Origin of the sequence: Paenibacillus silvestris, assembly GCF_009882985.1 — a bacterium.
GTDB lineage: Bacteria > Bacillota > Bacilli > Paenibacillales > NBRC-103111 > Paenibacillus_E > Paenibacillus_E silvestris.
The window spans coordinates 448087-460261 of record NZ_WTUZ01000010.1; the positions used below are offsets into that span (position 1 = coordinate 448087).

A 12175-nucleotide genomic window follows, 5' to 3' on the forward strand; every position below is an offset into this window, starting at 1 on the left:
ATAACGCATTATAAGGATAAATCAATATGATGTCCTTTGTACGGATGATTCGGTTGATGTTCAGGTTCAGATGAGGCTGTGGACGAAGCCTTTTTATCCTTAGACTTCCTCTCAGCCATCTGTTGCTTCTTCCCACCGTGATCATGAATATCAGTTCTAGCACTTTCCTCAAGCTTACTGCTGCGGTGTCTGTCTCTCTCTGTAGATTGAGCAGACTGATTCTCTAAAATCGTCTCATCTTGGCGAGGTTTCTGCATCAATTGATTTTGGCGAATCCCAGCCTCATCATTTTTGTGCACAGCGAACTGTAAATCGATGGCTTTCAAACTCATCGCCTGCTCACTCCTTCACTCACACATAAGCACTCATTGAAATATCTCCGTCGCTCAAGCGGAACGTCATGCGGTTAGTCGAATCTTTGATAAACTTCGTGTAACGGCCAATGACAATCTTCGTTCCACCGTAGACGGTCGACAAGACTTCAACCTTCGCTTGTTCAGAGTCTTCTAAAGATTTTTCTATTTCAAGAATACGTTCCTTGATCGTATTTTGCTCTTCAATACTTTGCTTTTTCGTATGATTCAGCTTAACTCTCATAGCTAATTTATCTGGAGTAAGTTGTCCAGCAGCAGCTAATGAATCCAACAGTGAAAGAGCTTTATCCGTTTTGTCCAAATTCTCCATAAATACCCGCAGCTGATTGCGCAAATGTATCATTTCATTCCGGAGTTCAGGCAATACACCAACTTCAATGACAGTTGTGGTTGACATGGAGTTCCCGATTGTACGTGCAGTCACACGTTCTCCTGCTTGTATCGTGCCGCCTACGATAAGTCCCTTAGCACCATTACAGCTAACTGCTTTGCCAGCTCGAATAGTTGAATGCATTATGCTTTGTGAAACTTTTAATTCACCTAACACTTCAACGGTCGCATCTTGAATAAAAGAGCTTTTTACATTTTTACCGGCTTTCACGTAGGCTTTATTTTGACCTACAATACCAGCGTTTATCTCAATCGAGCCATCTGCTTCAAGCTCTGCGGCTTCTACGCCTCCAGTGACGCGAATATCGCCCGCAGCACGGATTTTAAATCCAGGCAAAACATTACCACGGACAACAACTGTACCGATAAAATCAATATTTCCAATATGATAATCTACATCTCCATTGACTTCATACACAGGAAATACGTTAATCTTATCTCGATCTGTTTTGACAACCATCCCATCAATCAGAGCATAAAGCCCCTTTTGCTCGGCGTCTGCAATAACATTCTTTCCTATTTTAAAACGAGCTTCTTTCCCAGCTTTCGTAAAAATCGTCTCACCGGTTACTGCACGTCCCGGAGTGCCCTCGGTAGCCAAGAATCGCTCCCCAATAAGCTGTCCTTTTCTTACATTATGTAGGGATACCACTTCTTTATAATTTACCCTGCCGTCATCCAGCTCTTGAGGTTTTTTGTCATTCTCATCAAAATCAAAAATATAAGAAATATAGCCGTTTGCACCTAGTTCTGCCTTTGTCCCTGTAGCGATAATTAACTTTTGTTGATAAAAAGATTTAGGATTCGCAGCTATTTGAGCTAGCAATGGTCGATTCAATCCATGTATAATCCGGTTTTTCTGAACTAATTCTTCCAATTGAGCAGCTGTTACTATTAAAGTATCATCTATATTATTAATAAGTAAAAATGCTGACAATTTATCATCCGAGATGGAAATACTGATGTAATAATCTAAAGGCATGTTCCTCTCAAGCATGGAATTCCACCCTTCAACTTAAGCAAGTTTATATTAAGTATCTTGAAACAGCTGATTCTTAAATCGGCTAAGTACACCCTTTAACCGAAGTATCGCTTTTGAATGCAGTTGTGAAATGCGTGAAGGAGAAAGGCTCATAACCTCAGCGATTTCACTTAAAGAGAGTTCCTCGAAATAAAATAACGAAACCACGGTACGTTCCTTTTCCGTTAAGCGTTCAATAGCTTTGGCAAGCGATTCTTTGAGATAAAACTCGTTCACTTGAAACTCCGGATTTTTGGCTTTTTCATCAACAAGCAAGGAGAGCCGCGTTTCCGAATCTTCTTCCCGAATTGGATCATCAATCGAACACACTGTCGTAATAGAAATATCTTGAAGCATCTGTTGGAAATCTTGCTCACTGACCTGCAAGTATGCGCTGATCTCGGCATCCGTCACAGAACGAAGATACTGTTGTTCAAGCTTTTGGTAGGCATCTTCAACCTTTTTGGCCTTTTCTCTAACAGAGCGCGGGACCCAATCTCCTTGCCTTAGGCCATCGATGATGGAGCCTCGGATTCGCCAAGATGCATAAGTTTCAAATTGTAATCCGCGGGCATAATCAAATTTCTCCACGGCATCAATAAGACCCATCACGCCATAGCTGGACAGGTCCTCTTTCGAGACGCTTTTGGGTAGTCCAATGGCTAGACGTCCAGAAACATAATCGACTAAAGGCAAGTAACTCTCAATCAGTGCCTGCTTAGCGGGTACCCAGCCTTCTTCTTTCCACTGCTTCCATAAGTCGAAATTCGCTAGTTGTGATTGCTTTTGTTCGATCATGATTTACGTTTCACCATCCTTAGTCTTCTGACATTCGCCTTAAGGCACCCGCCAGTTGTTCAGGGTCCAGATTATTCTTGGTGACTAACTTAGGTGGATTCAGTGGTGAAAATTGCATGTCAGCTGATGACGGCGCATGATTATTGCCTAAGTTAGCTTTCAACAATTCACGTGTTTCCTCATCTTCTTCTGGAGTCGTCATATCCAACGTTTGACCAACCGATGAATCTGGCGTCATATTCGCATCTTGGGATTGGCTTGCTGCATGTTCAGCCCCAATCATTAGGCCTAGTACCCATCGAAAGCCAAAGGTAAGAATAAATAAAATAAGAAAACTATAAACACTTTTTAGACAGGAAGTTAACAACAAGTTATGGCCAATGGATAATCCAAAAGTAAATAAACCTGCCAACCCTGCTACTACGAAATTTATCCGAATGGTACCAATCATCATTAAATTTCTTTCACTCCTAATTGGACACTTCGAATGACTAGAATACCGGTTTCACTGTGAAATTCTATCGTTCGGCCGTAATTCGCTCCAGTATCCTCTGCACGAATTGGAATTCTGTATTTATTCAACATTTCTTTACAAGATTCTACATTTCTCGGGCCAATCCTCATCGTATCATTATTTCCAGCAAATGCAAACATCTGAGCGCCGCCGGCGAGCTTAGCTTCAAGCTTACTAATGCTGGCACCCAGCTGCTCCATTCTGGCGATCAACTCAGGTATTGCGGTATCCGCATATTTCGCAATGTTCAAGGAACCTTCGCGGGCAATTTCTGAGGATGGCAGCATGACATGTGCCATACCAGCTACTTTCACGCGGCTATCATAAAGCGTAACGCCTACACATGAGCCTAAACCTGTAGTTTTCAACACACCTGTAAGGTGAGCTACATTCAAGTCAGCCATGCCAACTTTAATCAAATTATCCTGGGTCATGAAGAATCTACTCCTAATGCCGAAAATATTTTGCCAAACGATTCCGGATCAGGAATTAGGAAGAAATGTCCCTGTACTTCATTTTCCCCTTCCAAAAATTTGGTATCGATGAGGAGTGCCTGATCGCCCATTTGGCCAAATTGCAATAAACCATAACTTAATATGGCACCTGCCATATCGATTGCTAATGCTGGCACTGTAGGCTGCATGTTCAAGTTAGTAAAATCAGCAAGAGAAGAAAGATAAGAACCTGCAAGAATGTTGCCAATTTCATTTAAAGCCGATAACTCTAGCTCCGAATACTCTTCTTGATCTTCAATTTTCAATCCAATCAGATCCCGCAGCATATTCTTGGCAGCATCTAAATTGAGAATAAAGAACATATTTCCTGGAGCGTCTCCTTCTACCCGTAAGAAAATGGCAAGAACAACCGTCTCAGCCCCGCCAACACTTTCACAAATTTCTTCAAAAGGAAGCATCCTGACTTTGGGTACAAGCATATCAATTGGTTTATCCAATAGCGTAGATAGGGCGGTAGCAGCATGCCCCGCGCCTATATTACCAACTTCCTTGAGAACGTCCATTTGAAATTCTGCTAATTGGCTAAAAACGTCCACAAGCTATTCCCCTAATCTTTCTAACTGAAGAATTTCGTCGCGGTTTAAAACCTGCTCTAAATTAAGCAGAACTAGCAATCTTTCCTCACCGACGCGCGCAATCCCATCGAGATACTTCGCTTTGATGCCGCCAACAATTTCTGGTGGAGTATCAATGTTATCCGTATCCAGGTCAATAACGTCATTAGCTGAATCTACGATCAAGCCCACTTCAAATTCACCTGCTGATACGATGATAATACGAGAAGCATCTGAAATCGCTTGCTCTTCAAGTCCAAAACGTGAGCGCAGATTGATAATCGGAATGACAACACCGCGCAGATTAATTACACCTTTAACAAAATCAGGTGCTTTGGGAACACGCGTCATAGGCTGCATTCTTTCAATCGTTCTGACTTTCTCGACTTCCACGCCATACTCTTCCGCTCCAAGTGCGAAGACAATTACTTTTTTTTCTTCTCCCATTGTAATATCCTCCTTAGAATTATGTAGTTATTTAATCAATGCGTTTGGATCAATAATCAAAGCTACTTGCCCATCTCCAAGAATCGTAGCGCCTGAGATAGCAAACAGTCCTGTTAAATACTTGCCTAATGTTTTGAGAACAATCTCTTGCTGGCCAATAAACTCATCAACCATCAGTGCAACTTGTTTGTCCCCTTTGCGAACAACGACAATTTCTGTTTCCTCTTCAAGATCCTCATTGAAATCCGGCACTTCAAACAATGTACTCAAAGATACTAGAGGAATAACTGATTTGCGGTAATCCACCATTTTATTACCATGTATGTTGCGGATCTGACTCTTCTGAATCGCAGAAGTTTCCACGATCGAAGATAACGGAATCGCATATTTCTCACTGCCAAGTCGAACTAACATAGCCGAAATAATAGAAAGTGTGAGCGGGAGCTGAACTGAGAATTTACTGCCTACACCAGGCTTTGAGTCGACTTGTACATGTCCACCTAGCATTTGAATCTTGGTTTTCACAACATCAAGTCCCACGCCTCGACCAGAGATATCAGAAATTTTTTCGGCTGTACTGAAGCCTGAAGCGAACAGTAAGTTGTAAACTTCCTTATCCGTCAACTTTGCAGCCTGCTCAGCCGTGACAAGCCCATTTTTCAGAGCCGTTTTTAATACTTTCTCTCTATAAATGCCTTTTCCATCTTCTTCTATCTCAATGAATACATGATTACCGCTATGGAAGGCACGAAGTTGGATGGTTCCATGTTCACTTTTTCCAGCAGCTAGACGATCACTGATTGACTCAATTCCATGATCGACAGCATTGCGCAGCAAGTGGACAAGCGGGTCACCAATCTCATCAATAACAGTGCGGTCTAATTCGGTTTCTGCACCAGTTATCACTAAATCTACTTTCTTATCTAGAGATTTCGCCAAATCCCTTATCATCCGCGGGAAGCGATTGAATACGGAATCGACAGGCACCATGCGAAGTTTTAGAACAATATTTTGCAAATCACTGCTTACTCTTGACATGTGTTCAACAGTTTCGGTCAAATCATTGCGCTTAACTTCACTTGCCAGCTGCTCCAATCGCACACGATCAATCAGCAATTCGCTAAAAAGATTCATCAATGCGTCTAGCCGCTCGATATCCACGCGAATTGTACGGCTTGCAACAGGTGCGCCGCCAGCTGTCGGTTTCGAAGCTGCAGCCGCTGGTTCTACCGCAGTCGGTGTGCTCACAACAGCAACTGCAGGAGATGGCACCTCAACAGCAGCTACAGCGGCAGCGATTTCTTGTCTTGCTGCCTCAACTTCACTGCGAGGATGAGATAACTCGACCAATGACTCAGAGTCTACCGTAATAATTACAGCTGATTCAATCTCTGAAACGCTAAGAATCTCTTTTTCTAGTGTTGCTTGGTCAACTTGTGATATAAAATAAAGCGAGAATGAGCGATCAAATTTCTCTTGCTCAATCTCTTGAACAGACGGTGTCGCTTTGACGACCTCACCCATTCTCTCCAAGGCATCAAAAACCATATAAGCACGCGCGGCTTTTAAGACACAGTTCTCATTGACGTTAACTTCTATGTAAAAAACAAGAAAACCAGCATCAATAGATTGCTGAAGGATAGAAAATTGAAACTCATCTACTTCAATGCCCTTAGCTGGTTCCTTAACTGCTGCAGCTACTGTTGCGGAAGCTGTTTTGTATTCACCAGTCACAATGGATCGTAGAGCAGCTACAATCGGAGTGACATCAGCTTTGCCAGTACCGCCTTGAATAATGTCCTCTACCATAGATTCTAGTGAGTCTAAACTTTTAAATATACAATCAAATATGAAAGGATTCATTTCGATTTTACTGTTACGGACCAAATCCAGAACGTTTTCCATTTCATGTGTGAGAGAAGCGATATCCTCAAATCCCATTGTTGCAGACATGCCCTTCAACGTATGTGCAGAACGAAAAATATTATGTACAATGCTAATATCTTGAGGGTTGCTTTCTAAACTTAGTAAGTTCTCATTCAAAGATTGCAAGTGTTCCTTCGACTCATCGATAAACATGGATAAATATTGACTAAGTTCCAAAACCACACACCTCCAATAGAATCTTTAAATAGCTTGCTTGCTTTGCTCCATCATTTAAGGAAGTACACATTGCGTCAAGCGGGCAGCAATACTTTGCTGTGGAACTACATACATAGCCGCCTGCATTTCTACAGCAGCTCGTGGCATACCATAAACGACACACGTTTCTTCGGACTCGGCAATGGTTGTCACTGCTCCCGATTGCTTCAAGGAAAGCATTCCTCTCGCACCATCGCTACCCATCCCCGTCATCAGAACGATGTGCCTCTTCAACTCATTCAGGCCAAGCAAGGACTCAAACATGACATCCACCGAAGGACGGTGGCCAGAACGAGGATCATCTTTTGTTAGTTTAATTTTGTAGGTTTTGTTAACATCTTTGTATACAATCATATGCCAACCTCCAGGTGCCACATAAGCCGTTGCCGTTTTGAGCACATCTCCCTCCGCTGCTTCAACAACTTGGATCTGAGAGATGTCATTCAAACGCTGAGCTAATGACTTCGTGAAATTAGGCGGCATATGTTGAACAATTAGGATTGGAGCAGGAAACCCCGCAGGGATATTCGATATCACTTGGTGTAAGGCTCGTGGACCACCTGTTGAAGTTCCAATTGCAACAAGATGCTCAAAATTCGTTGAACTTTCCGCTAAAGGTTTCTTCGTGTCTAGCTGCTTCAACATACCGACTTTATTAAGTTGAGGCGTTGTTATATGGCTTCTCGGTGTCACGAGAGCTGGTTGAATGGGCTGAAATGATCTCAACTTGGTTCGAACAGCCATTTGCAGCTTTTCGTGCAGCAGCTGCTTTACTTTATATAAGTCCAAAGAGATGGAACCCGATGGCTTTCGAATAAAGTCGACAGCACCCCATTCAAGCGCTTTAATCGTTTCTGATGCCCCTTCCTCGGTTAAGGAGCTAATCATAATTACCGGAGTTGGCTGCTCAGCCATAATGCGCTGTAACGCATCCAGACCATTCATCACAGGCATTTCTACATCCATTGTGACGGCATCAGGTCGCAAAAGCTTCACTTGCTCAATAGCTTCTTGTCCGTTCTTGGCTGTTCCAATGATGTTATACTGAGGATTATCTGAAATCAGATCGCTTATTATTTTTCGCATAAAGACGGAGTCATCTACAACTAGTATGTTATATAGTGCCATGCTGTTTCCCTCCCTTTATGAGCTAATTCGACATAACTCGTCGAAATTCCTATTTCAAAAGTTTCATCATTTTATTCAAAAAGCCCTTGACACCGGATGAAGTAGTATCAACGACGCGATAACCTTTGATATAATCGTCCACAAGTGACTGGAGACTCCTAGCTGCGGCCGAGTTGGGAAAAGCAACCGTAAAAGGAACTTGCTTTTTGACTGCTTTTGACACGGATGCATCATCTTCCACGAACCCTAGTGTAGGAATCTGGATTCCTAGGAATTGTTTCGCTACTAAAGCGATTTTGTCCGCTGTTTGCTTGCCTTCCTTCCGATCTGTCACCCGGTTTATGATTAGTTTGAAAGATACATCGTGACCCATCGAATTAACCATTTTGATAATCGCGTAAGCATCTGTAATCGAAGTTGGTTCTGGCGTTGTTACGACGAAAGTTTCCTCAGCCGCAAGAATGAATTTCAATGTTTCTTTTGACAAACCAGCACCCGTATCGAAAATGATGAAGTCCACATAACCGTTAAGCTGCATAACCTGTTCTGCAAAGTAATCCAATTCATCTTCCGTTAAACGAAGCAAATCATTGAAGCCAGAGCCGCCTGCGATAAAATCCAAATCATTTGAACCCTTTTGGATGATCTCCCAGATGGTCTTTTCCTTTTTCAATAAATGATACAAATTGTACTTAGAGGAAATGCCCATCAACACATCAATATTAGCAAGTCCTATATCAGCATCAAAAACAAGGACCTTATAACCTTGGGACTGAAGCGCTAAAGCAAAGTTAAGCGTAACATTCGATTTCCCTACGCCGCCCTTTCCGCTAGTCACGGTAATAATCCTGGTAGTTTTTGTGCCTTTATCGTTCTGAATTTGAACCAGGTTCCGCAACCCTTCTGCTTGATCCTTCATCCTCTAGGTTCCTCCAATAACAAATCAATGATTTGCCACTCGTTCAATTCCGTGATGTCATCCGGCACGCTTTGACCATTGGTCACATACGAAATTTGAAGAGAGAACTCATGGACAATATTAACAATAGCTCCGTAAGAATCCGTTTCATCCATTTTGGTGAAAATGACTTTATCCAGCTTAAATTTGTTAAAGTTGTTCGTGATTGCCTTCATGTCTCTATATTTCGTTGTTAGACTAAGAACTAGAATGGTCTCGCTACTCCCTTGTGTCTTGAGCAAGGAATTGAGCTCTGAGACGTACATTTCATTACGGAAATTGCGGCCGGCTGTATCCATGAAAATAACATCGCAATCTGCTAGATTTTGAAATGCTTTTACCAAATCTTGCGGTGAAAAGACAACTTCTAGCGGAACGTTTAAAATCGTGGCATATGTTTTGAGTTGTTCGATAGCCGCTATTCGGTACGTGTCTGAAGTAATAAATCCAACCTTCCGTTGATACTTCAGCACTTGTTCAGCAGCAAGCTTGGCAATAGTGGTCGTCTTACCTACACCGGTCGGGCCTACAAAATGCACAACGCGCGTGTCCGGTGCGATTTTCTTGCTGTGTTCGGACTGGAAAACCTGACCAAGCTTAGCTTTTACAATTTGTATAGCATTCTCATCTGTAACTGGCTCATCGGCAAGCTGAAAATCAGCGAGAGTCTCATCCATAATCTGACGAATAAGCTTTGGAACAACTTCTTGATCGCTTAAACGCTGTTCAAGTTTTTGCAATGGCTCAGGAAGTGCGAACACGTCAGAAGCTTGTGTCAGCTTCTTCATCATCTCTTTCATCTGCTTGAGTTCCTCAATAAGCTGCTCATCCTTTTGATAGCTAATCTTATTAGGAGCATGAACTGAAGCTGGTGTATACGTCTGATGCGGCGATTGGGCTACAGTTGTTGGTGTATTCACAGCATATTTTACTGCAATGGGTTCATTCGCCACTGAAACATGAGCGAGCACATCTGGCACATCCGGAAAATCAGACTGATGAGGTTGCGATTTTGCCGCATACATTTGAGAAACCAAAGGCTGTTGTTTTTGCTGTTGATGTTGAAGAGGCTGAGGTGATACCTTATTTGACGCTCCGGCTGAATTTGAACTGGTATTATCAATGGCAGCTATGACCTCAATCTTTTTCTTTCCAAACATACCAAGAAATCCGCCTGTGCGAATTTCTTTGGTATTGAGTATCACTGCATCCTTCCCTAGATCCGTGCGAATTTTCTGTAGTGCATCAGGCATGGAATCAACGACATATCTTTTTACTCTCATAAATTGACTACCCCCATGCTCTGAATTTCTACGCTAGGCTCTAATTCGCTGTACGATAAAACAGGAATATCTTGTAGTGTTCTTTCAAGCAGTTGTCTCAAATACATTCGAATCGTTGGTGATGTTAAAATAACAGGTTGTTGACCGGATTGAATTAATTTACTTACTTGTTCACTTACGCGATGATAAATTATTTGAGATGAGGATGGATCAAGTGCTAAATAACTTCCCTGATCGGACTGCTGCACAGAATCAGCGATTTTCTTTTCCACTGACGGACCTACAGTGATCACTTTCAATGAATCTCCCAATGAAGTGAATTGCTGCGTGATTTGTCTTGATAATGATTGTCTTACATATTCTGTCAAGATCTCAGGGTCCTTCGTATACGTGCCATAATCGGCAAGTGTCTCCAATATAGTTACCAAGTCACGAACGGATATTTTCTCTTTAAGCAGCTTCGCTAACACCTTTTGAACATCACCAATCGACAAAACGGAAGGAATAAGATCATCAACAAGTGCAGGATAGGATTCGCGAACATTATCAATGAGCGCTTTCGTTTCTTGGCGACCAAGAAGCTCATGTGTATGTTTCTTAATAACTTCTGTAAGATGAGTGGCCACTACAGACGGTGGATCAACGACCGTGTATCCTGATAACTCAGCTCGCTCTTTGGTACTTTCATCAATCCAGATTGCAGGCAATCCAAAAGCAGGCTCGGTTGTCTCAATCCCAGCAATTGAATCATCATCGATTCCTGGGCTCATAGCCAGATAGTGATTAAGCAGTAGTTCGCCGCGTGCTACTGTATTGCCTTTAATTTTGATGATATACTCGTTGGGGCGCAATTGAATATTGTCACGTATCCGTATAACAGGTACGACTACCCCTAATTCAAGTGCACATTGCCTACGAATCAATATAATTCGGTCAAGTAAATCTCCGCCTTGCTGTGTATCGGCGAGTGGAATTAAGCCGTAACCAAACTCGAATTCAATCGGATCGACTTGCAGTAAGGAGATAACACTTTCCGGACTTCGAACTTCCTCAATTTGCTGCTCTTCCACCAATTGTTCTTCCTTGATAGCTTCTCGTTCCAAGTTTTTTTGCATTTTGTAACCGGCGAAAACCAACAACCCGGCAATCGGAAAAGTCGTAAACCAATGGATTGGTGTGAAAATCCCTAGCATCACTAAAGTACCTGCAACAATATAAAGAAGTTTAGGCTGTGCAGTTAATTGCTTGGTAACATCATGGCCTAAGTTCCCTTCAGAAGATGCTCTTGTAACGATAATACCAGCAGCCGTTGAAATCAGTAATGCAGGAATTTGGGAAACTAATCCATCCCCAATCGTCAGAATCGAGAAGGTTTGAAGGGCTTCCGAGAAATCCATGCCTTTCATCGTCATCCCAATAATAAAGCCACCAATCAAATTAATGACCAAGATGACAATACCAGCAATAGCATCCCCTTTTACGAATTTACTGGCACCATCCATGGCGCCATAGAAATCTGCTTCTCGTTCAATCTTTTGTCTGCGTTCCCGGGCTTGTACTTCGTTAATCAAACCTGCATTTAAATCGGCATCGATACTCATTTGTTTACCTGGCATCGCATCGAGCGTAAATCTCGCCGCAACCTCGGCAACGCGCTCAGAACCTTTGGTAATTACGATGAATTGAACCAAGACAAGGATAAGGAATACGACAAATCCCACGACGATATTTCCTTGCGCTACGAAAGAACCAAAAGTTCTGACCACGTCGCCTGCTTCTGCATGAGACAAAATGTTTCGAGTTGTAGAAACGTTCAGCGCTAATCGAAACAACGTTGTGATCAATAGTAAGGATGGAAAAATTGAGAATTGCAAGGCTTCTTGCGTGTTCATGGCAACCAAGATAATCATCAAAGCAATCGAGATATTAATGATTAGTAGAAAATCCAACAAAGGGATTGGAACTGGTACAATCATCATTAAAACAATACCAATAATGCCTATAAGAACGAACAAATCCTTGACTTTCACTAGATTGTACCTCCCTTCTAT

General features: G+C 42.3%; 12 protein-coding genes. All 12 read right to left on the reverse strand.

Annotation, left to right across the window (positions count from 1 at the left end; translation table 11 throughout):
- Nucleotides 1-8: 8 nt before the first annotated feature.
- Genes GQF01_RS05425 through flhA form a run of 12 tightly spaced genes read right to left on the reverse strand, consistent with a single transcriptional unit; the run spans nucleotide 9 to nucleotide 12154 of the window.
- Nucleotides 9-332, reverse strand: coding sequence for a hypothetical protein (locus GQF01_RS05425; protein ID WP_161405827.1), 324 nt, complete (start codon nucleotides 330-332; stop codon nucleotides 9-11).
- Nucleotides 333-351: 19 nt separating this feature from the next.
- Complete coding sequence (locus tag GQF01_RS05430) at nucleotides 352-1761, reverse strand: DUF342 domain-containing protein (RefSeq protein ID WP_161405828.1); 1410 nt, start codon at nucleotides 1759-1761, stop codon at nucleotides 352-354.
- A 33-nt stretch (nucleotides 1762-1794) separates the two neighbouring features.
- Nucleotides 1795-2583, reverse strand: coding sequence for a FliA/WhiG family RNA polymerase sigma factor (locus tag GQF01_RS05435; protein ID WP_161405829.1), 789 nt, complete (start codon nucleotides 2581-2583; stop codon nucleotides 1795-1797).
- Between the two features lie 19 nt (nucleotides 2584-2602).
- The gene (locus GQF01_RS05440) at nucleotides 2603-3037 is read right to left on the reverse strand and encodes a hypothetical protein (protein ID WP_161405830.1); all 435 of its coding nucleotides are present in this window, start codon (nucleotides 3035-3037) and stop codon (nucleotides 2603-2605) included.
- Complete coding sequence (locus GQF01_RS05445; RefSeq protein WP_161405831.1) at nucleotides 3037-3531, reverse strand: chemotaxis protein CheD; 495 nt, start codon at nucleotides 3529-3531, stop codon at nucleotides 3037-3039. The genes GQF01_RS05440 and GQF01_RS05445 overlap by 1 nt, the downstream gene beginning before the upstream one ends.
- Nucleotides 3528-4115: a chemotaxis protein CheC gene (locus GQF01_RS05450; RefSeq protein ID WP_202556162.1), complete on the reverse strand. Its 588-nt coding sequence runs from the start codon at nucleotides 4113-4115 to the stop codon at nucleotides 3528-3530. The genes GQF01_RS05445 and GQF01_RS05450 overlap by 4 nt, the downstream gene beginning before the upstream one ends.
- A gap of 36 nt (nucleotides 4116-4151) precedes the next feature.
- Nucleotides 4152-4613 (reverse strand): chemotaxis protein CheW, encoded by a 462-nt coding sequence (locus tag GQF01_RS05455; RefSeq protein WP_161405833.1) that lies wholly within the window; start codon nucleotides 4611-4613, stop codon nucleotides 4152-4154.
- Nucleotides 4614-4640: 27 nt separating this feature from the next.
- The gene (locus GQF01_RS05460; RefSeq protein WP_161405834.1) at nucleotides 4641-6716 is read right to left on the reverse strand and encodes a chemotaxis protein CheA; all 2076 of its coding nucleotides are present in this window, start codon (nucleotides 6714-6716) and stop codon (nucleotides 4641-4643) included.
- Nucleotides 6717-6770: 54 nt separating this feature from the next.
- Nucleotides 6771-7883, reverse strand: coding sequence for a protein-glutamate methylesterase/protein-glutamine glutaminase (locus tag GQF01_RS05465; protein WP_161405835.1), 1113 nt, complete (start codon nucleotides 7881-7883; stop codon nucleotides 6771-6773).
- A gap of 49 nt (nucleotides 7884-7932) precedes the next feature.
- On the reverse strand, nucleotides 7933-8802 hold the full coding sequence (locus GQF01_RS05470) for a MinD/ParA family protein (RefSeq protein WP_161405836.1): 870 nt from the start codon (nucleotides 8800-8802) through the stop codon (nucleotides 7933-7935).
- Complete coding sequence (gene flhF / locus GQF01_RS05475; RefSeq protein WP_161405837.1) at nucleotides 8799-10124, reverse strand: flagellar biosynthesis protein FlhF; 1326 nt, start codon at nucleotides 10122-10124, stop codon at nucleotides 8799-8801. The genes GQF01_RS05470 and flhF overlap by 4 nt, the downstream gene beginning before the upstream one ends.
- Complete coding sequence (gene flhA / locus GQF01_RS05480; RefSeq protein ID WP_161405838.1) at nucleotides 10121-12154, reverse strand: flagellar biosynthesis protein FlhA; 2034 nt, start codon at nucleotides 12152-12154, stop codon at nucleotides 10121-10123. The genes flhF and flhA overlap by 4 nt, the downstream gene beginning before the upstream one ends.
- Nucleotides 12155-12175 lie beyond the last annotated feature (21 nt).

Bases quoted from the DNA above. Each gene is read 5' to 3' on its own strand.
- GQF01_RS05425 (WP_161405827.1), bottom strand. From the start codon at position 332: ATGAGTTTGAAAGCCATCGATTTACAGTTCGCTGTGCACAAAAATGAT.
- GQF01_RS05430 (WP_161405828.1), bottom strand. From the start codon at position 1,761: ATGCTTGAGAGGAACATGCCTTTAGATTATTACATCAGTATTTCCATC.
- GQF01_RS05435 (WP_161405829.1), bottom strand. From the start codon at position 2,583: ATGATCGAACAAAAGCAATCACAACTAGCGAATTTCGACTTATGGAAG.
- GQF01_RS05440 (WP_161405830.1), bottom strand. From the start codon at position 3,037: ATGATGATTGGTACCATTCGGATAAATTTCGTAGTAGCAGGGTTGGCA.
- GQF01_RS05445 (WP_161405831.1), bottom strand. From the start codon at position 3,531: ATGACCCAGGATAATTTGATTAAAGTTGGCATGGCTGACTTGAATGTA.
- GQF01_RS05450 (WP_202556162.1), bottom strand. From the start codon at position 4,115: ATGGACGTTCTCAAGGAAGTTGGTAATATAGGCGCGGGGCATGCTGCT.
- GQF01_RS05455 (WP_161405833.1), bottom strand. From the start codon at position 4,613: ATGGGAGAAGAAAAAAAAGTAATTGTCTTCGCACTTGGAGCGGAAGAG.
- GQF01_RS05465 (WP_161405835.1), bottom strand. From the start codon at position 7,883: ATGGCACTATATAACATACTAGTTGTAGATGACTCCGTCTTTATGCGA.
- GQF01_RS05470 (WP_161405836.1), bottom strand. From the start codon at position 8,802: ATGAAGGATCAAGCAGAAGGGTTGCGGAACCTGGTTCAAATTCAGAAC.
- flhF (WP_161405837.1), bottom strand. From the start codon at position 10,124: ATGAGAGTAAAAAGATATGTCGTTGATTCCATGCCTGATGCACTACAG.